The organism is Streptomyces iranensis (genome assembly GCF_017874715.1).
Classification (GTDB): domain Bacteria; phylum Actinomycetota; class Actinomycetes; order Streptomycetales; family Streptomycetaceae; genus Streptomyces; species Streptomyces iranensis.
The window spans coordinates 44,963-70,517 of record NZ_JAGGLR010000017.1 but is presented as its reverse complement, the minus strand read 5'-3'; the positions used below and the strand labels follow the sequence as shown (position 1 = coordinate 70,517).

Annotated in this window: 23 protein-coding genes; 8 read left to right on the top strand and 15 right to left on the bottom strand. The window is 70.8% G+C overall.

The window, feature by feature from the left end; translation table 11 throughout:
• Positions 1 to 118 precede the first annotated feature (118 nt).
• On the bottom strand, positions 119 to 1,093 hold the full coding sequence (locus J2Z30_RS29190; RefSeq protein ID WP_107073368.1) for an SGNH/GDSL hydrolase family protein: 975 nt from the start codon (positions 1,091 to 1,093) through the stop codon (positions 119 to 121).
• A gap of 325 nt (positions 1,094 to 1,418) precedes the next feature.
• Between J2Z30_RS29190 and J2Z30_RS29185 the strand changes: the two genes are divergently transcribed.
• A complete protein-coding gene (locus J2Z30_RS29185; RefSeq protein ID WP_044575947.1) occupies positions 1,419 to 1,913 on the top strand; it encodes a DUF3145 domain-containing protein in 495 nt (164 codons plus the stop codon).
• A gap of 60 nt (positions 1,914 to 1,973) precedes the next feature.
• A complete protein-coding gene (locus J2Z30_RS29180) occupies positions 1,974 to 2,867 on the top strand; it encodes an NAD(P)-dependent oxidoreductase (RefSeq protein WP_044575950.1) in 894 nt (297 codons plus the stop codon).
• Between the two features lie 77 nt (positions 2,868 to 2,944).
• Here the strand turns inward: J2Z30_RS29180 and J2Z30_RS29175 are convergent, their stop codons facing one another.
• From J2Z30_RS29175 to J2Z30_RS29155, 5 genes are all read right to left on the bottom strand, one after another.
• On the bottom strand, positions 2,945 to 4,210 hold the full coding sequence (locus tag J2Z30_RS29175; RefSeq protein ID WP_044575951.1) for a beta-ketoacyl-[acyl-carrier-protein] synthase family protein: 1,266 nt from the start codon (positions 4,208 to 4,210) through the stop codon (positions 2,945 to 2,947).
• A gap of 76 nt (positions 4,211 to 4,286) precedes the next feature.
• Positions 4,287 to 4,535 (bottom strand): acyl carrier protein, encoded by a 249-nt coding sequence (locus J2Z30_RS29170; RefSeq protein ID WP_020871568.1) that lies wholly within the window; start codon positions 4,533 to 4,535, stop codon positions 4,287 to 4,289.
• Positions 4,536 to 4,617: 82 nt separating this feature from the next.
• On the bottom strand, positions 4,618 to 5,628 hold the full coding sequence (locus J2Z30_RS29165) for a ketoacyl-ACP synthase III (RefSeq protein WP_044575953.1): 1,011 nt from the start codon (positions 5,626 to 5,628) through the stop codon (positions 4,618 to 4,620).
• Positions 5,625 to 6,617: an ACP S-malonyltransferase gene (locus J2Z30_RS29160; RefSeq protein WP_044575955.1), complete on the bottom strand. Its 993-nt coding sequence runs from the start codon at positions 6,615 to 6,617 to the stop codon at positions 5,625 to 5,627. Before J2Z30_RS29160 ends, J2Z30_RS29165 begins: the two co-directional genes overlap by 4 nt.
• Positions 6,618 to 6,706: 89 nt before the next feature.
• A complete protein-coding gene (locus J2Z30_RS29155) occupies positions 6,707 to 7,891 on the bottom strand; it encodes a PucR family transcriptional regulator (protein ID WP_020871571.1) in 1,185 nt (394 codons plus the stop codon).
• Positions 7,892 to 8,001: 110 nt separating this feature from the next.
• Here J2Z30_RS29155 and J2Z30_RS29150 point away from each other — a divergent pair, with 110 nt between their 5' ends.
• The gene (locus J2Z30_RS29150; RefSeq protein ID WP_044575957.1) at positions 8,002 to 8,670 is read left to right on the top strand and encodes a pirin family protein; all 669 of its coding nucleotides are present in this window, start codon (positions 8,002 to 8,004) and stop codon (positions 8,668 to 8,670) included.
• Positions 8,671 to 8,710: 40 nt separating this feature from the next.
• Here J2Z30_RS29150 and J2Z30_RS29145 read toward each other — a convergent pair whose 3' ends face one another.
• Positions 8,711 to 9,523 (bottom strand): serine hydrolase domain-containing protein, encoded by an 813-nt coding sequence (locus J2Z30_RS29145; protein WP_044575958.1) that lies wholly within the window; start codon positions 9,521 to 9,523, stop codon positions 8,711 to 8,713.
• 407 nt (positions 9,524 to 9,930) lie between these two features.
• Here J2Z30_RS29145 and J2Z30_RS29140 point away from each other — a divergent pair, with 407 nt between their 5' ends.
• Positions 9,931 to 10,395 carry a MerR family transcriptional regulator gene (locus J2Z30_RS29140; RefSeq protein ID WP_044575960.1) on the top strand — a complete coding sequence of 155 codons (465 nt, stop codon included), beginning with the start codon at positions 9,931 to 9,933 and terminating at the stop codon, positions 10,393 to 10,395.
• Between the two features lie 30 nt (positions 10,396 to 10,425).
• On the opposite strand, the gene J2Z30_RS29135 is transcribed toward J2Z30_RS29140, so the two are convergent.
• Positions 10,426 to 11,625, bottom strand: a complete 1,200-nt coding sequence (locus J2Z30_RS29135) for an RNA-guided endonuclease InsQ/TnpB family protein (RefSeq protein ID WP_078956911.1) — start codon at positions 11,623 to 11,625, stop codon at positions 10,426 to 10,428.
• A 154-nt stretch (positions 11,626 to 11,779) separates the two neighbouring features.
• On the opposite strand from J2Z30_RS29135, the gene J2Z30_RS29130 reads away from it, so the two are divergent.
• On the top strand, positions 11,780 to 12,811 hold the full coding sequence (locus J2Z30_RS29130; RefSeq protein WP_044575964.1) for an aldo/keto reductase: 1,032 nt from the start codon (positions 11,780 to 11,782) through the stop codon (positions 12,809 to 12,811).
• Positions 12,812 to 12,852: 41 nt separating this feature from the next.
• Here J2Z30_RS29130 and J2Z30_RS29125 read toward each other — a convergent pair whose 3' ends face one another.
• The 6 genes from J2Z30_RS29125 to J2Z30_RS29100 form a co-directional block, all read right to left on the bottom strand.
• The gene (locus J2Z30_RS29125) at positions 12,853 to 14,064 is read right to left on the bottom strand and encodes an alpha/beta hydrolase (RefSeq protein ID WP_044575967.1); all 1,212 of its coding nucleotides are present in this window, start codon (positions 14,062 to 14,064) and stop codon (positions 12,853 to 12,855) included.
• Between the two features lie 222 nt (positions 14,065 to 14,286).
• Positions 14,287 to 14,964: a response regulator gene (locus J2Z30_RS29120; protein WP_044575969.1), complete on the bottom strand. Its 678-nt coding sequence runs from the start codon at positions 14,962 to 14,964 to the stop codon at positions 14,287 to 14,289.
• Positions 14,961 to 16,334 carry a sensor histidine kinase gene (locus tag J2Z30_RS29115; RefSeq protein ID WP_044575972.1) on the bottom strand — a complete coding sequence of 458 codons (1,374 nt, stop codon included), beginning with the start codon at positions 16,332 to 16,334 and terminating at the stop codon, positions 14,961 to 14,963. Before J2Z30_RS29115 ends, J2Z30_RS29120 begins: the two co-directional genes overlap by 4 nt.
• Positions 16,335 to 17,333 carry a DUF4429 domain-containing protein gene (locus tag J2Z30_RS29110; RefSeq protein WP_044575974.1) on the bottom strand — a complete coding sequence of 333 codons (999 nt, stop codon included), beginning with the start codon at positions 17,331 to 17,333 and terminating at the stop codon, positions 16,335 to 16,337.
• Positions 17,334 to 17,418: 85 nt separating this feature from the next.
• A complete protein-coding gene (locus tag J2Z30_RS29105; protein ID WP_044575975.1) occupies positions 17,419 to 18,624 on the bottom strand; it encodes an alpha/beta hydrolase in 1,206 nt (401 codons plus the stop codon).
• Positions 18,625 to 18,724: 100 nt separating this feature from the next.
• The gene (locus J2Z30_RS29100; protein ID WP_044575977.1) at positions 18,725 to 19,393 is read right to left on the bottom strand and encodes a TetR family transcriptional regulator; all 669 of its coding nucleotides are present in this window, start codon (positions 19,391 to 19,393) and stop codon (positions 18,725 to 18,727) included.
• Between the two features lie 127 nt (positions 19,394 to 19,520).
• Here J2Z30_RS29100 and J2Z30_RS29095 point away from each other — a divergent pair, with 127 nt between their 5' ends.
• Both J2Z30_RS29095 and J2Z30_RS29090 read left to right on the top strand, forming a co-directional pair.
• Positions 19,521 to 21,122: an MFS transporter gene (locus tag J2Z30_RS29095; protein ID WP_044575978.1), complete on the top strand. Its 1,602-nt coding sequence runs from the start codon at positions 19,521 to 19,523 to the stop codon at positions 21,120 to 21,122.
• 117 nt (positions 21,123 to 21,239) lie between these two features.
• Entirely contained in the window at positions 21,240 to 21,671 is a 432-nt protein-coding gene (locus tag J2Z30_RS29090; protein ID WP_044575979.1) for a peptidase inhibitor family I36 protein, read from the top strand.
• A gap of 100 nt (positions 21,672 to 21,771) precedes the next feature.
• Here the strand turns inward: J2Z30_RS29090 and aceE are convergent, their stop codons facing one another.
• Positions 21,772 to 24,501 carry a pyruvate dehydrogenase (acetyl-transferring), homodimeric type gene (gene aceE / locus J2Z30_RS29085; RefSeq protein ID WP_044575980.1) on the bottom strand — a complete coding sequence of 910 codons (2,730 nt, stop codon included), beginning with the start codon at positions 24,499 to 24,501 and terminating at the stop codon, positions 21,772 to 21,774.
• A 471-nt stretch (positions 24,502 to 24,972) separates the two neighbouring features.
• Between aceE and J2Z30_RS29080 the strand changes: the two genes are divergently transcribed.
• Positions 24,973 to 25,413: a DUF3052 domain-containing protein gene (locus J2Z30_RS29080; protein ID WP_014060347.1), complete on the top strand. Its 441-nt coding sequence runs from the start codon at positions 24,973 to 24,975 to the stop codon at positions 25,411 to 25,413.
• Positions 25,414 to 25,555 lie beyond the last annotated feature (142 nt).

The window sequence follows — 25,555 nt, the reverse complement described above, 5'->3', positions numbered from 1 at the left end:
GCCCCGGGGCCAGGGGCACAGCCTCTGCTGTGTGGCGGAGCCGCATACAGGGAGGGGTGCCCCGCGGCCCGCGCCCGGCTTCCGGCCCCCGGGCCGGGAGCCGGGCCGCGGCCGGGGGTCAGGGCGCGGAAGCGGTGATGCGGCGGTAGGCCATGTCGGCCAGTTGCGCCTGGCCCGCCTTGCTGGGGTGGAACCAGTCCCACTTGCTCAGCTCGGACGTGGTGAACCGGTATTTGTGCACCGCCGGGTCGTACCGGCACAGCACATCCCGCCCGCACACGTCCTTCAGCACCTTGTTGTACTCGGTCACCCGGTCCGACACCCGCTGCCGGCGGTCGTTGGAGGCCGCGTCCAGGTCCTCGGAGTCCTTCAGCATCGACGGGCAGATGCCCAGCTTCCAGATCTGCCGCCCGAAGACGTTCTTCCGCCCTTCCGACCACAGCCGCTTCAGGTCCGGCACGCTGGCCACATACACCTGCGTCTTCGGCAGATCACGGCGCAGCCGGGTGAGCGCCGAGGTGAAGGTGGTGCGGAACTGCTCGGGGGAGGTCATGTCGTCCACCGAGTCCCGGCAGGCGTCATTGGCGCCGATCATCACGGTGATCAGCTTCGGCTTGCGGGCCGCGGCCGCCTCGATCTGGCCGGGGAGGTCGGCCACGACCGCGCCGGTCTTGGCGAAGTTCCAGGCGTGGGTCCCCGCGTCGGCGGTGGTGGAGGGCAGCAGCCGCTGGGCGAGGCTCTGCACATCGGTGCCGGTGGACCACGACACCTCGGGGCAGTCGGAGAGCACCGAACAGGCGTCGAAGCCACGGGTGATGGAGTCGCCCACGGAGGCGATCGACGTCGGCCGGGTGTTCCAGACGATGGACCGCTTGGCGCCGGGCGTCTTCCCCGCGCGGGTCGGCCCGTGCCGGGAGGGGTCGTCCGAGCTGCCGAAACAGCCCGCTGAGCTCAGCACGGCGGCGGTGGTGAACAGCACCATGCCCGTCCGTCCAGCGGTGCGCCCGGTGGTGCGCGGGGACGGGCGCACGATCGTACGCGTGGTCGAGGAAGCGGCCGCCGATCGCTTCCGGCGTGTCGCGCTGACCCGCATGGCTGTTCCCCCTCCGGCTGTTGGGTGATATCTGTCCGGACCGACGGTACGTCACTCCTCCGGCGGGCTCGCACGGTACGTTTTTCTTGCGCCAGATGAGCGTCGTCCCGGTGACAAGGCGCGCTATGCGGTACCAGCACATTACGCCCCGTCACATCCTGTCCACTTTCTAGAGAATTCTGCACGATAAATTTCACTGAAGGTGACGTCGAGACTGGTGTGGGAGTGATCGCTAGGGCAGAATGTGATCCGATGTCCCGGGCGGGACCGGTACGGGCGAGAGGCCGCTGGGGAAGGCGAACCTCGAACCGCACAGGAGGCACCGGTGACGACCCGTGGAGTTCTGTATGTGCACTCCGCTCCGCGCGCGCTGTGCCCGCACGTCGAATGGGCCATCGCGGGCGTCCTCGGCGTGCGTGTGACTCTCGACTGGATCAAGCAGCCGGCGGCGAACGGCACCTGGCGTGCCGAGTTCTCCTGGCAGGGCGAGGTCGGCACGGCCTCCAAACTGGCCTCCGCGCTCCGCGGCTGGCATCTGCTGCGCTTCGAGGTGACCGCCGAGCCCTGCGCCACCGCCGAGGGCGAGCGCTACAGCTCCACCCCCGAGCTCGGCATCTTCCACGCCGTCACCGGAATGCACGGCGACATCCTGATCCCCGAGGACCGGCTGCGCGCTGCCCTCGCCCGCTCCGCCCGCGGCGAGAGCGACCTCGAGGCGGAGATCGCCAAGCTGCTGGGCAAGCCCTGGGACGACGAGCTGGAGCCGTTCCGCTACGCGGGTGAGGGCGCCCCGGTCCGCTGGCTGCACCAGGTCGTCTGAGCGCCTGACGCGCCGCCATCCCTTTGGCTTGGAGTCCGCTTCAGGTTTTAGCGTGGCGGGATGACCGAACAACACCCGGCAACGTCCGTCGCGGTCCTCGGCACCGGCATCATGGGCTCCGGAATGGCCCGTAACCTCGCCCGCTCCGGGCTCGAGGTCCGGGCGTGGAACCGCACCCGATCCAAGGCCGAGCCGCTCAGCCACGACGGCGTACGCGTCACCGACACCCCGGCCGAGGCCGTGGACGGCGCCGATGTCGTCCTGACCATCCTCTACGACGGCGCCGTGGCGCTCGAGACGATGCGGCAGGCCGCCCCCGCGCTGCGCCCCGGAACCGCATGGGCCCAGGCCACCACGGCGGGGCTGGAGGCGCTGGAATCGCTCACCGCGTTCGCCCGTGAGAAGGATCTCGTCCTCATCGACTCGCCCGTGCTCGGCACCAAGCAGCCCGCGGAGAACGGACAGCTGCTGGTGCTGGCCGCCGGGCCCAACCCCGTCCGCCCGGTCGTCTGGCCGGTCTTCGACGCCATCGGCAGCCGTACGGTGTGGGTCGGCGACAGCGCGGAGGGCGCCGCCGCCACCCGGCTCAAACTGGTGCTCAACAGCTGGGTCCTCAACGTCACCCACGCCACCGCCGAGGCTGCCGCCCTCGCCAAGGGGCTCGGCGTGGACTGGCAGGGCTTCCTGGACGCGGTCGAGGGCGGCCCGCTGGACAACGGCTATATGCGGGTCAAGTCGGCCCAGGTGCTCAGGGGCGACCTCGAGCCCAGCTTCGCCACCAAGACCGCCGAGAAGGATGCCCGGCTGATCGTGCAGGCGGGGGAGCGCGCCGGAGTGCGGCTGGACCTGGCGGCCGCGGGCGCGGAGCGGTTCCGCCGCGCGATCGAGGCGGGCCACGGCGACGAGGACATGGTGGCCTCGTACTTCGCCAGCTTCGACGGCGAAGCCCCCTGACGCGGAAGCGGCCCGCTTCCGGCCGGAGCCGGAGGCGGGCCGCACCCGCGTATCAGAGCGTCAGACCACCGATGTGGTCAGACCGTGCTGAAGGCCAGCACCACATTGTGGCCGCCGAAGCCGAACGAGTCGTTCAGCGCCACGATCGGGCCCTTGGCCGGCAGCGCCCGCGCCTCGCCGGTCACGACGTCCGCGTCCGCCTCCGGGTCCAGCGAGCCGATGTTGATCGTCGGCGGGGCCAGCCGGTGGTACAGCGCGAGCACGCTGGCCACCGTCTCCACACCGCCCGCGCCGCCGAGCAGATGGCCCGTCATGGACTTGGTGGCGGAGACCGCCATGTGGTCCACATCGTCGCCGAACACCTTGCGCAGCGCCTTGATCTCCGCCAGGTCGCCCTGCGGGGTCGAGGTCGCGTGCGCGTTGACATGCGCGATCTCGGTACCGCTGATGCCGGTGTTCTCCACCAGGTTCTGCAGCGCGTTCCCGATGCCGTTGCCCGACGGCTCCGGCTGGGTGATGTGGTGGGCGTCGGCCGAGATGCCCTGGCCGATGGCGCGCGCGTACACCCGGGCGCCGCGCGCCGCGGCGTGCTCCGCCGACTCCAGGACGATGGCGCCCGAACCCTCGCCCATCACGAAGCCGTTGCGGTCGACGTCGAACGGGCGCGAGGCGCCCTGCGGGTCGTCGTTGCTCTTGGACATCGCCATCATGTTGCCGAAGGCGACCATGGGCAGCGGGTGGATGGACGCCTCGGTGCCGCCCGCGACGACCACATCGGCGCGGCCGGTGCGGATCATCTCGATGGCGTAGCCGATGGCCTCGGCGCCGGAGGCGCACGCGCTCACCGGGGTGTGCGCGCCCGCGCGGGCGTTGAGGTCGATGCTGACGTTCGCCGCCGGGCTGTTGGGCATCAGCATCGGCACGGTGTGCGGGGAGACCTTGCGGACGCCCTTCTCGCGCAGCACGTCGTACTGGTCGAGCAGGGTGGTGACCCCGCCGATACCGGACGCCATGACCGTGCCGAGCCGGTCGGGGTCGATCGAGGAGTCCTCACCCGCCTTGGCGGTGAAGCCCGCGTCCGCCCATGCCTCACGAGCCGCGACCAGCGCGAACTGCGCGGAACGGTCGAGCTTGCGGGCCTGCGGACGCGGAATGATCGTGCCCGGCTCCACCGCGATCTTCGCGGCGATACGGACCGGCAACTCGGCCGCCCATTCCTCCTCCAGGAGGCGGACGCCGGACCGGCCGGCCAGCATGGCCTCCCAGGTCGACGGGGCGTCGCCACCCAGCGGCGTCGTGGCACCAACACCGGTGACGACCACGGTGCGATTGGTCGAGTTCACAGGAATTCCTACTCCACGTGTAGAAGGTGCTGGACCTGCCACCGCACGGGCGGCGACGACCGGTCTTGATACGGGCTCAGCCCTGGTGCTTGAGGATGTAGTCGACGGCGTCGCCGACGGTCTTGAGGTTCTTGACGTCGTCGTCCGGGATCTTCACGTCGAAGCGCTCCTCGGCGGCGACGACCACCTCGACCATGGACAGCGAGTCGACGTCCAGGTCGTCGGTGAAGGACTTGTCCAGCAGGACGTCCTCGGTCGGGATACCGGCGATCTCGTTGACGATCTCGGCGAGACCCTCGAGGATCTCTTCCTGAGTGGCGGCCATTGCGGCGCTCCTTCTTCGGTGTGTTGCGGTGGTGGCGCAGCGTCCGACTTCTGCGGAGCTGCGTGGATATGGACTATGGAGCCTAAGGGAGGGTAACGACCGTCGCTGCGTAGACGAGACCCGCTCCGAATCCGATGACGAGCGCGGTGTCGCCGCTCTTCGCCTGCCCCGTCGCCAACAGCCGCTCCATGGCGAGCGGGATGGAGGCGGCCGAGGTGTTGCCGGTGGTCTCCACATCACGGGCGACCGTGACGTGCTCCGGCAGCTTGAGGGTTTTGATCATCGAGTCGATGATCCGCATGTTGGCCTGGTGGGGGATGAACGCGTCGAGCTCGTCCGCGCTGACCCCGGCCTCGTCCAGGGCCTGCTGGGCGACCTTCGCCATCTCGTAGACGGCCCAGCGGAAGACGGCCTGGCCCTCCTGGCGCAGCGCCGGGAAGCGCACATCGGCGGCGTTCTGCTCGCGGTAGACGTCCCACGGCAGCGTCTGGGTGATGGTGTCGGACTTGTCGCCCTCCGAGCCCCAGACGGTCGGGCCGATCGCGGGCTCCCTGGAGGGGCCGACCACCACGGCGCCGGCGCCGTCGCCGAACAGGAAGGCCGTCGCCCGGTCCTCCAGATCGGTCAGGTCCGAAAGCCGCTCGACCCCGATGACCAGCACATGCTCCGCGGTGCCATCGGTGATCATGCCCTTGGCGAGGGTCAGCGCGTAGCCGAAGCCCGCACAGCCCGCCGAGATGTCGAACGCGGCCGGCTTGCCGGTGCCCAGCAGATGCGCGATCTCGGTGGCGACCGCCGGGGTCTGCTTCAGATGCGAGACCGTGGAGACGACCACGGCGCCAATCTGCTCCGGCGTCAGACCGGCGTCGGCGATGGCCTTGCCTCCGGCCTCCACGGACATGGTGGCGACCGTCTCGTCCGGACCGGCCCAGTGCCTGGTGGCGATGCCCGAACGGGAGCGGATCCACTCGTCGGAGGAGTCGATGTGCTTGAGGATCTCCTCGTTGGGCACCACCCGGGTCGGACGGTAGCCACCGACGCCGAGAATGCGCGCGTACGGGGCGCCCTTACTGGGCTTGATCTTCGCGGTCATGCTTCTCGGAGCTCCTCTTCGGCCGGTGTGTCGACGGAAACGGCGTGCTCCTCGATCAGCGCACGCGCCGTGTCGAGATCGTCCGGAGTCTTCAGCGCCACATTGGTGACGCCCGGCAGCGCGCGCTTGGCGATGCCGGTGAGCGTGCCGCCCGGGGCCACCTCGATGAGCCCGGTGACGCCCAGCTCCTGGAAGGTCTCCATGCACAGATCCCAGCGCACCGGGTTGGACACCTGGGCGACCAGCCGCTCGATCACCCCGGCCCCGGTCGCCACGACCCCGCCGTCCCGGTTGGAGACGTATCGGGTGCGCGGATCGGCCACCGGGAGACCCGCGACCAGGGCCTCGAGGGCGGCGACCGCCGGGGCCATGTGGTCGGTGTGGAACGCGCCGGCCACCTTGAGCGGTACGACGCGGCGCACCCCCTCGGGCTTGTCCTCGGCCAGCGCCGCCAGCTGCTCGGCGGTGCCCGCGGCCACGATCTGCCCGGCGCCGTTGACGTTCGCCGGGGTCAGTCCGTGCTTGTCGAGGTGGGCGACGACATCGTCCTGCTCACCACCCAGTATGGCGGCCATTCCGGTCTCGGTGCGGCTCGCGGCCTCCGCCATGGCGAGTCCGCGGCGGCGGACCAGCACCATGGCCGCCTCGTCGGTGAGTACACCGGAGGCCACGGCGGCGGTGATCTCGCCGACGCTGTGGCCCGCTACCGCGCCGATACGGTTCGGCAGCTCCGCGAGACCGGTCGCGCCCTCGGCGCCCTCGCCGAACAGCGCGTGGGCGGCGACCAGACCGGCGGCCACCAGCAGCGGCTGGGCCACCGCGGTGTCGCGGATCTCCTCCTCGTCGGCCTTGGTGCCGTAGTGGATGAGGTCCAGACCGGAGACGGCCGACCACCAGGTCAGACGTTCGGTGACGCCGGGTAGGTCGAGCCAGGGGGTCAGGAAGCCGGGCTTTTGAGCACCCTGGCCGGGAGCGACGAGTACGAGCACTCTCACACTCTCTCTTGCGGACGGGTCGAATCGCCCGTGAGGACAAGGACGAAGAACCGTCAGGGGAATTGTGGGGGTCCAACAAACGGTCAGGGCAATATGTTCGCGTCGGCGAGACGTCCCAGGATCAGGGCTATGCGCAGAGTAAACGCCGACCTGACGTCGGAAGGTGACCATCCGGTGACGTCCGTCACACGTCGTAGCCGGTAGCGGACGGTGTTCGGGTGAACGAAGAGCATCCGGGCCGCCCCCTCCAGACTGCTCGCCTGTTCGAGGTACACACTCAGTGTCTCGAGCAGCGCCGAACCGGCTTCCTCCAGCGGTCTGTAGATCTCCTCCACCAACTGCTCACGGGCAGCCGGATCCCCGGCCATCGCGCGCTCGGGCAGCAGATCGTCGGCGAGCACCGGCCGGGGCGCGTCCGGCCAGGCGGTGCACGCCTTCAGCCCGGCCGCCGCCGCCCCCGCCGAGCGGGTCGCGGCCAGCAGGTCGGAGACCACGGGACCGGCCACCACCGGCCCCGGGGCATACGGCCCGATCAGCGCCTTCGCCGCCTGGAGCGGATTGTCCGAGCCGCCCGCGACCACCACCAGACGGTCGCCAAGCACCCCGGTGAGCACCTGCAGCTTGGCGTGCCGGGCGGCCCGCCGGATCGCCTCGACGGTCAGCTCGCTGTCCCCGTCGGGGGCGGTGCCCAGCACCACACACACATGTTCGGGTGAGTTCCAGCCCAGGGCGGCGGCGCGGGACAGCGCCCCCTCGTCCGCCTCGCCGGACAGCACCGCGTTGACCACCAGCGACTCCAGCCGGGCGTCCCACGCGCCGCGCGCCTCGGCGGCCTGCGCGTACACCTGGGCGGTGGCGAAGGCGATCTCCCGCGCGTACACCAGCAGCGCCTCGCGCAGCACCGACTCGTCGCCCGGGGCCGCCACGTCGTCGATCGCCGACTCCATGACCTCGATGGTCGTGCGGACCATCTCCACGGTCTGCCGCAGGGTGATCGCCCGGGTCAGCTCGCGCGGGGCGGTGCCGAACACATCGGTGCTGATCGCCTGGGGTGCCTCGGGGTGGCGAAACCATTCGGTGAAGGCCGCGATGCCCGCCTGCGCCACCAGCCCGATCCAGGAGCGGTTCTCGGGCGGCATCGCCCGGTACCACGGCAGCTGCTCGTCCATGCGCGCGATGGCGTTGGCGGCGAGCTTCCCGGAGGACTTCTCCAGGCGGCGCAGGGTGGCACTGTGTGGATGCGGGGTGTTCGAGGCTGGTTCAGGCACGAGGACAAGACTGCCTTATCGGATGGTGAGCGCTGGGGGCGGGAGGTGTACGCGGGGGTAGGGACGGGGCGGGGGCGGACGGTCAGGGGCGCACTACCGTGGACCGGGTGATGTGGATACAGCGGTCCGGTGCACGGTATCCGGGCGGGGAGGGCGCGGGCATCGAGACGCGCCACGCCTTTTCCTTCTCTGGGTACTACGACCCCGGCAACGTGCGGTTCGGCACGCTCGTGGCCTGCAACGAGGAGCGGCTCGCCCCCGGCGCGGGCTTCGCCGAACACCCCCACCGCGATATGGAGATCGTCACCTGGGTCGTCGAGGGCGAGCTCACCCACGAGGACTCCACCGGCGCGCGGACCGTCGTGCGCCCCGGCGACGTCCAGCGGCTCAGCGCCGGAAGCGGAGTGCGTCACACCGAGCGCAACGCGGGTACCGAACCCCTCACCTTCGTCCAGATGTGGCTGATGCCGGGCCCCGGAGCCGCCACGGACCCGGCGTACGAGGTGGTGCGCGGCATCGCCGACGGCACCCCGTACGCACTGGAGCGCACCGAGGCGGTGCTGCATGTGCGGCGGCTGGTGGACGGTGAGCGCACCGCCCTGCCGGACGTGCCCTGGGTGTACGCGCACGCGGTGCGCGGCGCGGCCCGGATCGGCGGGGAGACCCTCACGCCCGGCGACGCGGCGCGGATCTCCGCCGCGGAGGGTCTTGAGGTGCGCGCCGAGGGCCCCGCCGAGCTGCTGATCTGGGAGATGCACGCGGAGCCGGGCTACGGCTGAGGGGGTGAGGGCTACGGGGTGTTCGGCGGACCGGATATCTCTAGCCCAGCTCGGCCAGGACCGCGTCGGTGAACATGGGCCAGACCTCGATCGCCCACCGGCCGAAGGCCCGGTCGGTCAGGGCCACACAGGCGGCGCCCGCGTCCGGGTCCACCCACAGGAACGTCCCGGACTGGCCGAAATGTCCGAAGGTGCGGGGCGAGGAGGAGGCGCCGGTCCAGTGCGGTGACTTGCCGTCGCGTATCTCGAAGCCGAGCCCCCAGTCATTGGGCCGCTGATGTCCGTAGCCGGGCAGCACACCCGTGAGACCCGGGTGCACCACGGAGGTGGCCCCGGCCAGCGTCTCGGCCGCCAGCAGCCGCGGGGCCTGCAGCTCCGCCGCGAAGCGCACCAGGTCGTCCACGGTCGAGACGCCGTCCTTGGCGGGCGAGCCGGGCAGGTCGGTGGCGACCATGCCGAGCGGCTGCAGCACCGCCTGGCGCAGATACTCCGGGAACGGGATGTCCGTGGCCTTGGCGATGTGGTCGCCCAGCACCTCGAACCCGGCGTTGGAGTAGAGCCGGCGGTCACCGGGCGCGGCGACCGAGCGGTGCTCGTCGAAGGCGAGCCCGGAGGTGTGCGCCAGCAGATGGCGCACCGTGGAGCCCTCGGGCCCCGCCGGCTCGTCCAGCTCCACCGCGCCCTCCTCGACGGCGACCAGCGCGGCGTAGGCGGCGAGCGGCTTGGTGACCGAGGCGAGGGGGAACCGATGGCCGGTCGGGCCGTACGATCCCGCCAGGGTGCCGTCCGCGCGCACGACGGCGGCCGCCGCCGTCGGAACCGGCCAGTTCTCGATCATCCGCAGGCTCTCCATGCCCAAGAGCCTACGGGGTGCCCGGCGGGGGCTCTTTCCCCTCCCCGCCCCTTCCCGTACCAGGGGCTCCGTCCCTGGACCCCGGCTCGCCGGCCGGGGCGCCGGCGGCGCCGCGCCAGGGCGTCGGCGGGCCGGGAGGTAAGGGCGGGGACGCCCGCACCGGCGTGCTGATCGCGGTCGGTGCGCGGGCGCGGCGGGTGGCCGGGTGGATGGCCGTGCGCATCCGGCGCGCCCGGCCGGGGTCTGGGGCGGAGCCCCAGTTTCGGGAAGGGGCGGGGAGGGGAACAGCTCGCCGCGGGCGCCAAGGTTCCCCCAAATCTCCGCTTGCTTGGAGTGCACTCGAAGTCAATAGCGTTGAAGACGTCGACGAGGTGTGCGGATCCGCGACCTGCGAGAGGTGAATCGGCATGACCGTGATGGAGAGCGCCCCGGTGAAGGCGCGGAAGAACTGTGCGGGGAGGGTCGGCCACCCCCGGCCCACCGGACAGGACCGATACTCGATCAGTGAGGTCGTCGCCCACACCGGGCTGACGGCGCACACCCTTCGCTGGTACGAGCGGATCGGCCTGATGCCGCATGTGGACCGTACGCACACCGGCCAGCGCCGCTTCACCAACCGCGACCTGGACTGGCTCGACCTCGTCGGCAAGCTGCGGCTGACCGGGATGCCGGTCGCGGACATGGTCCGCTACGCCGAGCTGGTGCGGGAGGGCGAGCACACCTTCGCCGAGCGCGAGGAGCTGCTGACCACGCACCGCGAGAACGTGCGGGAGCGGATCGCCGAGCTCCGGAGCACGCTCGAAGTCCTCGACTTCAAGATCGATGTCTACGCTGACGCCCGGAGGGCGTCGGAGAGGTTTGACCCCGTTTGACTTCCTCCCCCTCGTGAGCGAGGGGGATTCCTACGGCTCGCGCCGTGGGGATTCCTGCTTCGTCACCGACTGCCCCGTCCGGGAGGACTCCCATTGAGGTCTTACACCGGCTCCACAGGCCGACACCGCCAGCCCGGCGGCCAGAAGGTTCTTCGCCGCGTTCACGTCCCGGTCGTGGGTCGCACCACAGGCGCACGTCCAGATGCGGACGCCCAGCGGCATCCTCTTTTGCAGGGTGCCGCATACGGAGCACAGCTTGGAGGAGGGGTACCAGCGGTCGACCGCGATCACTTCGCGGCCGTACCAGGCGGCCTTGTACTCCAGCATGCTCCGGAACTGCGACCATGCCGCGTCGGAGATCGCCCGGGACAGCTTGCCGTTGCTGAGCATGTTCCGGACGGTGAGATCCTCGATCACGAGCGTTTGGTTCTCACGCACGAGTCGAGTGGTCAGCTTGTGCAGATGGTCACGGCGACGGTCGGCGATACGGGCGTAGACCTTGGCGACCTTGCGGCGCGCCTTGGCCCGGTTGGCGCCGTCGCCCCTCGCCTTGCGGGCGAGGTCGCGCTGGGCGCGGGCGAGGCGGGCGCGGTCGCGCCGCTCATGCCTGGGGTTGGTGATCTTCTCACCCGTGGACAGGGTGAGCAGGTGGTCGAGCCCGGCGTCGATACCCACCGCCGAGCCGCCGGCGGGCAGCGGCTGGACAGCGGGGTCCTCGACGAGGAGGGAGACGAACCAGCGCCCGGCCGCGTCCTGGGAGACGGTCACCGTGGAGGGGAGGGCGCCTTCCGGCAGGGGACGCGACCAGACGATGTCCAGCGGCTGGGCCATCTTCGCCAGCGTCAGCTCCCCCTCCCGGAACCGGAACGCGCTGGAGGTGTACTCGGCGGACTTGCGCGACTTCTTGCGCGACTTGAACCGCGGGTACTTCGACCGCTTGGCGAAGAACGCGGTGAACGCCGCCTGGAGGTGCCGCAGGGCCTGCTGCAGCGGAACCGAGGACACATCGTTGAGGAAGGCCAGCTCCTCGCTCTTCTTCCACACCGTCAGCATCGCCGACGTCGCGTTGTAGTTGACCCGCTCCTGACGCAACGTCCACGCCTCGGTACGGGCCGCGAGCGCCATGTTGTAGACCTTCCGCACGCATCCGAACGTGCGCGACAGTTCCGCTGCCTGCGCCTCGGCCGGATAGAAGCGGTACCGATACGCCCGCTTCACGTGAGTGGTCACGACTCACAAACTAGCACATCAGCTAGTGACTGCCTGACGGATTGTCAATGGCGGACGCCGGATCGCCCCGGTGGCGATTCGGCTTCCCTGCCCTGCTCCGCAGGAGTCCGATTCCTCCCCCGCCTGAAGGCGGGGACTTCCTCGGAGGTTCCAGATGAACGACAGCACCAACGAGACCATCGCGACCGTCGGCCTGGGGACCGGCGGACCCGAGGTCGGCGTCCAGGGCCTGGGCTGCATGGGCATGAGCTGGGCCTACGGACCGACCCACGATGAGGCGGAGGCGCGGGCCACGCTGGAGCGGGCCCTGGAACTGGGCGTCACGCTCTTCGACACCGCCGACGTCTACGGCTTCGGGCGGAACGAGGAGTTCATCTCCCCCTTCGTCCGGGCCAACCGGGACCGGATCACCCTGGCCACCAAGTTCGCCATCGAGCGCGACGAGAGCGACCCGTTCGGCCGCCAGCGGATACGCAACGACCGCCCGTACATCCGCCAGGCCGTCGAGGGCAGCCTGCGCCGCCTCGGGGTGGACCATATCGACCTGTACTACATGCACCGGCGCAACCCCGAGGTGCCGCTGGAGGAGAGCGTCGGCGCCATGGCCGAGCTGGTGGCCGAGGGGAAGGTCAAGCACCTCGGGCTGAGCGAGGTCACGGCGAACGAGCTGCGCGCGGCGCACGCGGTGCACCCCATCGCGGCGGTGCAGTCGGAGTGGTCGCTGTTCAGCCGCGACATCGAGGAGAGCGTGGTCGGGGCCGCCCGCGAACTGGGCGTCGCCCTCGTGCCGTACTCGCCGCTCGGCCGCGGCTTCCTCACCGGCTCCTTCGTCCAGGCCGAGCAGGAGCTCGGCGAGGACGACTTCCGCCGCCATCAGCCCCGTTTCACCGGCGACAACGCGGCCGCCAACGCCGCGCTGCTGGAGCCGCTCCGGAAGATCGCCGAGGCGCGCGGGGCCACGCTCGCCCAGATCGCGCTGGCCTGGGTGCAGCAGCAGGCCGAGGTGCACCGGCTCGCCGTGGTGCCGATCCCCGGCACCCGCACCCGCGCCCGGATCGAGCAGAACACCGGCGCGACCCGGATCGAGCTGAGCGCGGACGAACTGGCGGCGCTGGAGCCGATCGCGGGCCAGGTGGCGGGCGCCCGCTACGCCGATATGAGCGCGACGAGCGCGGGCCGGGAGTAACGAACGGCGAGTAACGAACGGTGCCGGGCCCGGGACGGTCGTCAGTCGAGGCCCTGGCGGCAGTCCGGCCCCGTGCCCGGACCGCCGCCGTCCTCCTCCGCGCACCGCACCTCGTCGAAGTCCCCCAGTGCGATCCGCGAGAAGTTGCGCAGCGAATCCGTCCCCGGCGCGAAGTAGCCGGTGTGCCCGTGGGCGCTCTCGGAGGAGACCACCCGGGCACCGAAGGACGGATCGGTCGGGTCGTCGCCGTGGCCCAGGCCCAGGAAGTCATAGCCGGTCACCCGGCGGATCCAGTCGGTGCGGTCGCGCGCCGCCCAGACCCGGGCCCCGGTGCGCAGGGCCTCGGCGCTGTCCGCGCGCATCCCCGGGCTGCCCAGCACCACCAGGTCGGAGACGCGGGCGCGGTCCATCGCGGAGGCGGCGAGACCGCAGACCACCGAGCCGTAGCTGTGGCAGAAGACGGCGGGCGGGGCGTCGGCGGTGGCCGCGGTGGTCACGGCGAGCCCGGCCAGAAACCGGTCCAGGCGGGGCGCGCCCGCCTTGGCCAGCCGGCTGGTGGCGGCGTCCGGGCCCAGCCCGACCGGGGTGGTGTAGCCGACCCAGGCGATGACGGCGGTCGGGGTCGTGGGCGCGTCCTCGGCCATCCGCGCCCGCAGCGACCGGGCCATCCCGGCCGGGGCGCCGTACGGGTCGCCCGTGCGGTCGAAGTCGTCCAGGTCGATGTCCGAGCCGGGCACGATCACGGCCGTACGCCGGGCCGCCGCCAAGTCCCCGTACACCTCCGCCACCTGGCCGCGCCCGCGCGGATCGAAGGCGAGGATCTGGCGGCCGGGCTCCAGCAGCGCCGCGTACCGCTCGGCGAGCGGGCTCTTCGGATCGGCCTTGCGCTCCTTGTGCCAGGCGGCCCGGATCGCCCGGGTGTTGGCCTCGTACCGCAGGCTCAGCGGTGCCCCGTCCAGATTGCCCACCACCTCGGGGTGCCGGATGACCAGCGCCTTCCGCTGGACCTCGGTGAGCCGGTCGAAGAACCGGGCGATCCCGGCGGGCGAGGCGGTGGCCGGATCGGGCAGCTCGCGCCCGGCCCCGCCCAGCGAATGGTCCGCCAGCCATGCGGCGGTCCCCGGCGGCGGCCCGGTGATGGCCTGCTCCTCGTGGGCCACCGTCCAGCCGGCCGTCCCCGCCATGACGGTGATGGTGAGCGCCGCGGTGATCAGGCGTCGTGCGTAGTGCCTGGTGCGTAGCGTCTGGGACATGGCGGCGGCTTTCCCTCTTCCGGCAGCGGTTCCGTCGGCGGTTCCGTCGGTGGTTCCGTGAGTGGTTCCGTCGGCGGTTCCGTCGGTGGTTCCGTGAGTGGTTCCGGCGGTGGTTCCGTCGGTGGCGGAGGGAAAGGTAGAGAGGTGTCGGGTGGCGGTACGTCACCCCCCGGTGCCAAGTGGGATGTCATACCCCAGTAGGGGGTGGCCGCCCGGCCGGGGTCATTGGCCCGGTGTCACCAGGCCCGACTCATAGGCGAAGATCACCGCTTGGGCGCGGTCGCGCAGCCCCAGCTTGGCCAGCACCCGGCCGATGTGCGTCTTCACGGTCTGCTCCGCGAGCACCAGCGATTCGGCGATCTCCTGGTTGGACAGGCCCCGCGCGATCAGCTCCAGCACCTCGGTCTCACGCGGCGTCAGCCCGCTGCGCCGCAGGGCCGGGCCGTCGCGGCGCGGGGCGGGGCGCTGGCGGGCGAAGTCGGCGATCAGCCGGCGGGTGACGGACGGGGCGAGCAGCGCCTCGCCCGCCGCCACCACCCGGACCGCGGAGATCAGATCGGCCGGCGGGGCGTCCTTCAGCAGAAAGCCGCTGGCCCCGGCGCGCAGCGCCTCGTAGACGTAGTCGTCCACGTCGAAGGTGGTGAGCATCAGGACCTTGGGCCGGTGGGTGACCCCGCGCGGCGGGTCCAGCAGCTGCCGGGCCGCCTCGAGCCCGTCCATCTCGGGCATCCGCACGTCCATCAGCACCACATCGGGGTGGCTGCGGCGGCTGACCTCCACGCCCTCCCGCCCGTCCGGCGCCTCGCCCACGACGTCGATATCGCTCTGCGCGGCGAGCAGGGCGGCGAACCCCGCCCGCACCATCGCCTGGTCGTCGACGATGATCACCTTGATGGTCATGACGGGTCCGTCTCTTCGAGGTCTACCAGGGGGAGGCGGGCCGCTACGCGGAAGCCGCCGTCGGGCAGCGGGCCGGTGTCGAGCATGCCGCCGACGAGCCGTACCCGCTCGACCATGCCGACCAGGCCGTGGCCGGTGCCGCTGGTCTCCAGGGGCTTGGTGGGCGCGCTGTCGGCCGGGCCGTTGACCACCAGCAGGGTCAGCGCCGAGCCGTCCTCGGCGTAGATGGCCACCCGGGTGGCGGCGCCCGGCGCGTGCCGCACCACATTGGCCAGCGCCTCCTGCACGATGCGGTACGCGGACAGCCCCACGGCCTGGGGCAGCGGTTCGAGCTCGGCCACGTCGTCCGCGATGGTCAGCGTGGTCGGTATCCCGGCCCGTACCGTCGCCTCGACCAGCTGCGGCACCTGCCGCAGCCCCGGCTGCGGCGCCCGCTCCCCGCGCGTCTCCTCGCTGCGCAACACGCCCAGCAGCCGCCGCATTTCGGCGAGCGACTCCCGGGCGGTGGCGGCGATGGTGGAGAACTCCCGTTCCGCCTCGGACGGCAGACCGCCGATCCGGTACGGGGCGCTGTCCGCCTGCACGGTGATCACCGACATGTGGTGGGCGACCACATCGTGCAGTTCACGGGCGATCCGGGTGCGCTCCTCCAGCAGGGTGCGATGGGCCCGTTCGGCCTCGCTGATCGTCTCCTGCTCGGCCAGCCGCCGCTGGGCGTCCCCGCGCTCGCGCAGCGCCCCGGCGACGAGCAGCACCACGCCGCTGAGCACGAACAGCACCACATTGCTGCCGTTGCTCTTGTCCGGGAAGGCCATGCCGAGCGCCAGTCCCGCGGTGCCGGTGACCAGCCACACCGCCACCAGGGTGCGGCGCGGTTCGCGCAGCGCGAGGGCGAGCAGCAGGAAGAGATAGCCGATGATGGCGCCCGGCAGCCAGGGCCAGACCCGGTTCTCCAGATGGTCCGCGGTGCCGAGCACCACCAGGGCGCAGACCAGGTCGGAGAGGAAGACGATCCACCACGCCTGCAGGGGGCGGGTGACGGACAGCAGCAGCGGGCTGCCCTGGACGATGCCGAGCAGCGTGGCGACGCCGCCGCCCACCCCGTAGTCATGGGAGAGCATCTGGGCGGTGGTGGGGACCAGGATCGTGGTGAGGATCATCGCCACGCCGTACGGCACCCTGCGCAGCCAGCTCCTGGGCGACTGGGCGAACAGCGGTGTCGCCGGATAGCTGGGGGTCACCAGGGCGCGGGCGAGGCCGCCCGCCTGCCGCCGGGCGGCCTTGGGCAGGCTCTCGTGCGCGGTGGAGGAGGCGGTGGCCGATGCGGCGCCGGCGGCCTCTCCGGCCGGTGCGGAGGAGGGACCGGACACTTACAGCTCCGCCAGCAGCTCGGCCTTCTTCGCGCTGAACTCGTCGTCGGTCAGCAGCCCGGCCGTGTGCAGCTCGCCCAGGTGACGGATGCGCTCGGCGATGTCGGCGGGGTCGCGGCGCGGGGCGGCGGCCCGGTTCGGGGCCGGGGCGCCTTCGGCGCACGGTATGGGGGAGGAGGCCCGTATGGCCTCCAGGACGGCCGCGGCGAACGGCAGCGACTGGTGGACGAGGCCGTAGCCCATCCCGAACACGACGGCCGCCGGGTCCCGGTCGGGGCGGTCGGCGGGCTGGTCCTCGGCGGAGCGCCGCAGCAGCCGCAGATGGCCGTGGCCACCGCCCTTGGGGGAGACCTTGCCGGTGCCGTTCCTGGCCGTGCCGTCCTTGCCGGAACCCCCTTTGGCTCCACCGGCCTTGGCGGAGCCCTCCTTGGGGGCGGTGCCCGCCGAGCCGCGGCTCTCCGGCGAACGCCACTCCACACCGGTGAGTTCGTCGATCCGGAAGCGCTGGTCCCCGACCTTCCACTTCTCCGAGGAGGCGCCGGTCCAGAACCAGCGGAAGGAGATGGCCTTGCCGTCGAAGGACGCCTTGCCGTCGTACGCCTTGAAGGACAGCGGCGGCGTGGGCACGGTCACCAGATGCGCCTCGGCCGCGGTGTCCGCCTCGGGGCCGAGGGACTCGCGTATCCGCTCGGCGTAGTAGTCGGCGAGGGTCTCCCGCTCGGCCGGCAGCACCAGGCGGTACGGGTCGTACGCCTCCTTGAGCTGGCCGTCGGCGGCGTCCATCAGTGGGTCGGCGCCCGGTCTGGGCACGGCGCGCAACACCACCGTTCCGCGTTTGCCCACGACGAGCTCCACCCCGGACAGCGCCTCGAAGGGGATGCGGCGTTCGCCGAGCGCCTGAAGCAGCTTCGGCGTGCGGATCCCCCGTTCGAAGCGGATGAGCATGGAGTCGGTGTCGAACTCCCAGACGGTCTGAAAACCGGCCAGCACATCACCCATGCGGCTCATCGTATGCGGCGGTGGCCCGCCCGTCCCCCTTTGAGGCTACGCGCGTCACTAGAGTTTCCGGTGTTTATGCCGGGCGTCAGCGCAGCCCCGCGGTGCAGTCGTCGCCGTCGCCGCAGCTCACGGACTGGACAGCGCCGATTCCCACCCGCGCGAAGTTGTCCAGGCTGGTCGTGCCCGGTTCGAAGTATCCGGCGTGTCCATCCGCCCCGTCCGCGGCCAGCACCCGGGCGCCGAAGCCGGAGGAGACCGGGTCCGCGCCGTGGCCGAGCCCGCCGAACTCCAGATGCGGAATGTCCTCGATCCAGTCGCCGGAGTCGCGCATCGCCCACACCCGGGCGCTGGTCCCCAGATCGGAGACATGGCCGGCGCGCATCCCGGGGCTGCCGGCCACCGCGATATCGGTGACCTTGGGCGGCAGGTCGCGGGCGGCGACCCCGCACACCACCGAGCCGTAGCTGTGGCACATCAGCGAGACCCGGGAGAGCGAGGGCAGCGCGTTGACCAGCGCGCGCAGCCGCACCGCGCCCTGGGCGGCCAGCTTGCCGGTGGCCGCGTCCATGCCGATCCCGGCCGGGGTGGTGTAGTCGGCCCAGGCGATGACGGCCGTCTTGGTGTCCGGGGCATCGGCCCGCTCGTTGTCGTAGAGCGCCCGAGCCATTCCGACCGTGGCGGTGTACGGGCGCTCGGTCTTCTGGAACGTCAGGATGTCGGTGTCCACGCCCGGCACCACGATCGAGACCCGGTTGGCGTGGGCGAGGTCGCCGAAGACCTCGGCGGCCCGGCCGGCGCCCGAGGGGTCGAAGGCGAGGATCTGCCGCCCGGTGCCCAGCAGGTCCTCGTAGCGGTGCATCCGGCGTGTCGCGTCCGAGCGGCCCATCGGGGTGAGCCGGGTGTCGTGGATCCGTTTGCGCTCGTCGGCGCGCGCCTTGAACAGGGCGACACGGTTGGCGCGGTAGCGCAGGGTCACCGGCGCGCCGTTGAGATTGCCCACGGCCAGCGGATAGCGCCGCACCACGCGGTCGGTCTGGGTCTTGGTGAGCGAGCCGAACCAGCGGCCGAGGGTGCGCGGCGAGCCGTACGGGTCGGGCAGCGCGCGGCCGCCGAGCGATCCGTGGCGCCAGGCGTCCATCGACGCGGAGAGCGCGTCCGGGGCTCCTCTGTGGCTCCGTACGGCCGTCCAGCCGGTCGTGGCGAGGAGGACGAAGACCACCGCCAGCGCGAGCAGGGCGCGCCAGGCGGTGGAACCGGGAGAGGGGGAGCCGAGCTCCGAGAAGGAAGTCACCGCGGGACACCCTAGGAGAAGCGCGGCGTCGCGTGCCAAATCCCGTGATTCATATCACGTTTGAAAGCGGGAATGCTTGGGAGCTATGTCGGAATTGATGCTATTTATCCCATTTCTCGGCGAGAGTGGGACCCACGTAATCAAGATGGAACGCGGTGAGGTCTCGCAATGTGACGACGCTGTCCTCCTCACCCTCGGTCCACAGCTTCCCGGCCACCCGGATCACCCCGCCGAACATCGCGACCACCAGCCGCGGCCGCGGATCGGCGTCGATGTCCAGCCCCTCGCGGCGGGCGATCTCGCGCGCCAGCCGCTCCTCCATCTCCGCGGTGCGGCGCAGATGGACCGCGAGCAGGCTCGGCGTGGACTCGATCACCCGGTACATCCGCATATGGAGCTCGGGCGACACCAGCTGCTCGATGGCCTCCCCGATGCTCCCCCAGGCGCCGAGGATCGCGCCGCGCAGCGCGGCCAGCGGCGCCTCGCCCGCGGGGCGTCCGCACAGGGCGGCGAAGAAGTGGCACTCGGCCGCCTCCTGGCTCGCGAAGGCGACCTCCTCCTTGTTGGCGAAGTACCGGAAGAAGGTGCGCTGGGAGACCTCGACCGCCTCGGCGATCTCGTCGACCGTCGTCCGCTCGTATCCCTGACGGGTGAACAACTCCAGTGCGGAGCGCACCAGGGCGCTTCGCGTCCGCTGCTTCTTGCGCTCGCGCAGCCCGGCCGGTGGTGGTGGCGTCGTCGTGCCCGCCACTGCCTCGTCCGTCGTCACCTATCGGCTCGCTTTCTACCGGTGTGGGGCCGCGTTGCGGCTGCTCAGGATACCTGTGACTAAAACGTCAGTTACCGGCGGATGAATCGGTTTGTCAATTGTCAGACGCTGACATTAGCCTCCGGTCATGACCTCTTCGACCACCGTCGCCGATTCGGCGTCGGAACCTCCCATAGCCGATGCCCCGAAGGGGCTTCGGGGTCATCCATGGCTGACGCTTCTCACCGTCGCCCTCGGCGTGACGATGGTCGCCCTCGACGGCACGATCGTCGCCATCGCCAACCCAGCCATCCAGAAGGACCTCGGCGCCTCGCTCGCCGATGTGCAGTGGATCACCAATGGCTATCTGCTGGCCCTCGCCGTCGCGCTGATCACGGCGGGCAAGCTGGGTGACCGCTTCGGCCACCGGCAGACCTTCCTCATCGGCGTCGTCGGCTTCGCCCTCTCCTCGGCCGCCATCGGCTTCTCCGGCGAGGTGTCGCTCGTCGTGGCGTTCCGGGTGCTGCAGGGCTTGTGCGGCGCGCTGCTGATGCCGGCGGCGCTCGGGCTGCTGCGTGCCACCTTCCCCGCCGAGAAGCTCAACATGGCCATCGGCATCTGGGGCGCGGTGATCGGCGCCTCCACCGCCGCCGGGCCCATCGTCGGCGGACTGCTCGTCGAGCACGTCAACTGGCAGTCGGTCTTCTTCATCAACGCGCCCGTCGGCGTGCTGGCCGTGGTCCTCGGCCTGCTGCTCCTGGTGGACCACCGCGCCGAGCACGCCCCGCGGTCCTTCGACATCCCCGGCATCGTGCTGCTGTCCGGCGCGATGTTCTGCCTCATCTGGGCGCTCATCAACGCCGCCGACTGGCACTGGACGGACCAGCGCACGCTGCTCTTCCTGGGCCTGGCGGCGGTCTGTTTCGCCGTCTTCGTCTTCTGGGAGAACCGGACGGCGGAGCCGCTGCTGCCGCTCAGCATGTTCCGCTCGGTGCCGCTGAGCGCGGGCACCGTGCTGATGCTGCTGATGGCCTTCGGCTTCATGGGCGGGCTGTTCTTCGTCACCTTCTATCTGCAGAACGTGCACGGGATGAGCCCCGTCGACAGCGGGCTGCGGCTGCTGCCGCTCACCGCGATGATGATCGTCGCCTCGCCGCTGGCCGGTGCGCTGATCACCAAGTTCGGGCCGCGGGCGCCGCTGGTGATCGCCATGGCGATCACCGCCGTGGCGATGTTCGGCATGTCCCGGCTCGACGTGAACAGCGGTGGCGTGGAGATGGCCGTGTGGTTCGCCCTGCTGGGCCTCGGCCTCGGGCCGGTGATGGTCGGCGCCACCGAGGTCATCGTCGGCAACGCCCCGATCCAGCACGCCGGTGTGGCCGGCGGCCTCCAGCAGGCCGCGATGCAGGTCGGCGGCAGCCTCGGCACGTCCGTCCTGGGCGCGGTCATGGCGGGCCGGGTGGACAGCGCGCTGCCGGAGAAGTGGGCCGGCGCCGGGCTGCCGCCGATGCCCAAGGGCGCGGAGTCCAAGGCGTCGGACGCGGTCGAGGTCGGCATCGCCCCCGTCCCCAAGGGCACTCCGCCGGAGGTCGCGGGCAAGATCACGGCCGTCGCGCATGACACCTTCGTGTCAGGGATGGGGCTCGCCTTCACGGTGGCCGCCGTCGTTTCGGTGGTCGCGGCCCTGGTGGCGGCCTTCACCAAGCGCGGTGAGAACGCGGAGGCGTCCGGGGGCGCCGTCCACATCTGACCCCTCGCGGTCAACCCCCTATCAGGGTGGACCTTGATCGACCCCATGGTGGCGAACGGGAGCCGGCGGACAGGCTGGCTCCCGTTCTGTTCTTTCCACACGGGGAGCGAAAGCGTTATGCGCAAGATCATTACGGCCGCCGTCTCGGCTCTGGCCCTCACCGCCACCCTCGCCCCGGCCGCCGCCGCCCCGGCCGCCGCCGCCCCGGCCGCCGCCGCCCCGGCCGCCGCCGCCGCGGCCGCGGCGGCCCGGCCCGCCGCCCCACCGCGGCTGGGGAACTGCGCCGCCGGGCAGCTGTGCCTGTGGCGGAGCGGCGGCTTCACGGGGGCGCGCCAGACCCATGAACTGGCCGACGTCGACATCGAAAGCTGTGTCCCCCTGCCGTCCGGCACCACCGCCGCGTCCCTGGCGAACCGCACGGGCCGCCCGGTGACGGCCTATCAGAGCCGCGAATGCGCCGAGACGGCCGAGTTCCACACCTACCCCACCGGCACCTGGGCCCCCGAAACCCCCTACCAGGTCCGCGCCTTCAAAATCTGGGAACGCTGACCGGGCGGGGCACACGACGACGCGGGGCGGGCTGGAAGGTCCAGCCCGCCCCGCGTTCAGTTTGCTGCCGTCGTGGGCGGCTTACGGCCGTCGTAGACGGCTACGCGTCGCCGCCTGCCGGGCCCGGGTCGGCGGCGGCCACGTCCAGGAGCTGGTAGCGGTCGATCGCCTGCTTGAGGGCCGAGCGGTCGATCTTTCCGTCGCGGGCCAGCTCCGTCAGGACGCCGAGCACGATCGACTCGGCGTCGATGTGGAAGAAGCGCCGCGCCGCGCCACGGGTGTCGGCGAAGCCGAAGCCGTCCGCGCCCAGCGACTGGTACGTGCCGGGCACCCAGCGCGCGATCTGGTCGGGAACCGCACGCATCCAGTCGGAGACGGCCACCTTCGGGCCCTCCACGTCCGCGAGCTTCCGGGTGACGTACGGAACGCGCTGCTCCTCCTCCGGGTGGAGCAGGTTGTGCTGCTCCACCTCGACGGCGTCCCGGCGCAGCTCGTTCCAGGACGTGGCCGACCAGACGTCCGCCTTGACGTTCCAGTCCTCGGCCAGGATGCGCTGGGCCTCGAGCGCCCACGGCACCGCGACACCGGAGGCGAGGATCTGCGCCGGTACGGAGCCCTTCTCACCCTGCCGGTAGCGGTAGAGGCCCTTGAGGATGCCCTCGCGGTCCACGCTCGAAGGCTCGGCCGGGTGCTGGATCGGCTCGTTGTAGACGGTGAGGTAGTAGAAGACGTCCTCACTGTTCTCGCCGTACATCCGGCGCAGACCGTCCTGGACGATATGGGCGATCTCGAAGCCGAACGCCGGGTCGTACGCGACGACCGCCGGGTTGGTCGAGGCCAGCAGCTGGGAGTGGCCGTCCGCGTGCTGGAGACCCTCACCGGTCAGGGTCGTACGACCGGCGGTCGCGCCCAGCACGAAGCCGCGCGCCAGCTGGTCGGCCATCTGCCAGAACTGATCACCGGTGCGCTGGAAGCCGAACATCGAGTAGAAGACGTAGACCGGGATCAGCGGCTCGCCATGCGTGGCGTACGCGGAGCCCGCCGCGATCAGCGAGGCCGTACAGCCCGCCTCGGAGATGCCGTCGTGCAGCATCTGACCGGTCGGCGACTCCTTGTAGGCAAGCAGCAGCTCACGGTCGACCGACTCATACATCTGGCCCAGCGGCGAGTAGATCTTCGCCGAGGGGAACAGCGAGTCCATGCCGAAGGTGCGGTACTCGTCGGGCGCGATCGGCACGAACCGCTTGCCGATCTCCTTGTCCCGCATCAGGTCCTTCAGCAGCCGTACGAACGCCATGGTGGTGGCGATCTGCTGCTGACCGGTGCCCTTCTTCAGCGTGGCGTAGGTCTTGTCGCCCGGCAGCTGAAGGGGCTTGGCGCGCACGACACGGGTCGGCGCGTAGCCGCCCAGCGCCTTGCGGCGGTCGTGCATGTACTGGATCTCCTCCGAGTCCCGGCCCGGGTGGTAGTACGGCGGGAGGCCGGACTCCAGCTCCTGGTCCGGGATCGGCAGGTGCAGCCGGTCGCGGAAGCGCTTGAGGTCGTCGACCGTCAGCTTCTTCATCTGGTGGGTCGCGTTGCGGCCCTCGAAGTTCGGGCCGAGCGTCCAGCCCTTGACGGTCTGCGCGAGGATCACCGTCGGCTGGCCCCTGTGAGCCTTGGCCGCCGAGTACGCCGCGTAGATCTTCTTGTGGTCGTGACCGCCGCGGCCCAGGTGCAGGATCTGGTCGTCGGTCATGCCCTCGACCATCTTGCGCAGTCGCTGGTCGTCACCGAAGAAGTGGTCGCGGATATAGGAGCCGGTCTCGGTCGCGTACGTCTGGAACTGACCGTCCGGCGTCGTGTTCAGCCGGTTGACCAGGATGCCGTCGCGGTCCTGCGCCAGCAGCGGGTCCCAGGTGCGGTCCCAGACCAGCTTGATCACGTTCCAGCCGGCGCCGCGGAACTGCGACTCCAGCTCCTGGATGATCTTGCCGTTGCCGCGCACCGGGCCGTCGAGCCGCTGGAGGTTGCAGTTGACCACGAAGGTCAGGTTGTCCAGGCCCTCACGGGCGGCCAGGGAGAGCTGGCCGAGGGACTCCGGCTCGTCCATCTCGCCGTCGCCGAGGAACGCCCAGACGTGGGAGTTGGAGGTGTCGGCCACGCCGCGCGCCTCCATATAGCGGTTCATCCGCGCCTGGAAGATCGCGCCGAGCGGGCCCAGGCCCATGGAGACCGTCGGGAACTCCCAGAAGTCCGGCATCGACCGCGGGTGCGGGTAGCTGGACAGCGCGTGACCGAGCTTGGACTTCTCCTGACGGAATCCGTCCAGATGGTCCTCGCTCAGCCGGTCGAGCAGGAAGGCACGGGCGTAGATGCCGGGGGAGGCATGGCCCTGGAAGAAGATCTGGTCGCCGCTGTCGTGGTCCTTGCCGCGGAAGAAGTGGTTGAACCCCACGTCGTACAGCGAGGCGGACGAGGCGAAGGTGGCGATGTGCCCACCGACCCCGATCCCCGGGCGCTGCGCCCGGGAGACCATCACCGCCGCGTTCCAGCGGGTCGCGTTGAGGACCTTGCGCTCGATCTCCTCGTTGCCGGGGAAGAACGGCTCGTCCTTGGTGGCGATGGTGTTGACGTAGTCCGTGCTGCGCATCTCGGGCACGGCGACGCGCTTCGCGCGGGCGCGCTCGATCAGGCGAAGCATCAGGTAGCGGGCACGTTCCCGGCCTCGCTCATCGACGGCTGCGTCGAGCGAGTCGAGCCATTCCTGGGTCTCTTCGGGATCGAAGTCCGGGACCTGGCTGGGAAGGCCGCCAATGATGATCGGGTTGCGATCGGATCCGGAAGCCACGCTATTCCTTCGCTTTTCGGTCGTGCTGTGCACGGACATGGATTCGTGCTCTGCTGCTGTCGCGCCGTTCTCCATCGTGTACCTCGGGTACGGGATACGTCACCTCTACCGAGTGGTAACCATCACCAGGTGGGACGGGCGCTTCGGACGGCCGTCCCACGCGCGACGGCCGAATCGCAACCTTACGCCCACGACCGGGGTCGTCTGCGTACGACCGTTCGGCACGGGAGCGGCGTAGGGTGGCTAGACACACACGTAAGCCGGACATCCTCGGGCAATCCGGTCGACCGCGCGGCGTTGCGTACCGTTCCTCCATGATGGGAGTTGCGGCGACACGTCAACGTTTGGGCGGGATCGCTGGCCGGGTACTTGCGCGATCCGCCCGGCCCGTGTGGACTACGCCCAAGCCTCGCGTACGCGCGCGGGGCGCGCAGACTCGAAGAGTGAATGAAAGATGACAGGAGGCAATCCGTGAGCGCGACCGCGGACCACGCGGAGGAGCGGACCAACCCTGCCGCGAGGCTGGGTTTTCAGCCCGAACAGGTGGTCCAGGAGATCGGCTACGACGACGATGTCGACCAGGAGCTCCGCGAGTCCATCGAGGAGATCACCGGCCAGGAGCTCGTCGACGAGGAGTACGACGATGTGGCCGACGCCGTTGTGCTGTGGTTCCGGGAGGACGACGGCGACCTGACGGACGCGCTGGTGGACGCCATCCAGATGATCGACGACGGCGCACCGGTCTGGCTGCTGACGCCCAAGACCGGCCGTGACGGCTATGTCGAGCCGAGCGACATCAATGAGGCGGCGACCACTGCCGGCCTGTCCCAGACCAAGAGCTTCAACGCGGGCAAGGACTGGACGGGCAGCCGCCTGGTCACGCCCAAAGCCGCGCGCAGCGGCAAGCGCTGAGGCCGGCGAATCCACACCCCAGAGCCCCCCTCCGTTCCCTTACGGAGGGGGGCTCTGAGCGTAGGCTGGGCCGCGCACCTCATGATCAATTCAAACCTTGATCATGCCAAACATGATCTTCCGAACGTGAGCGAAGGGATGG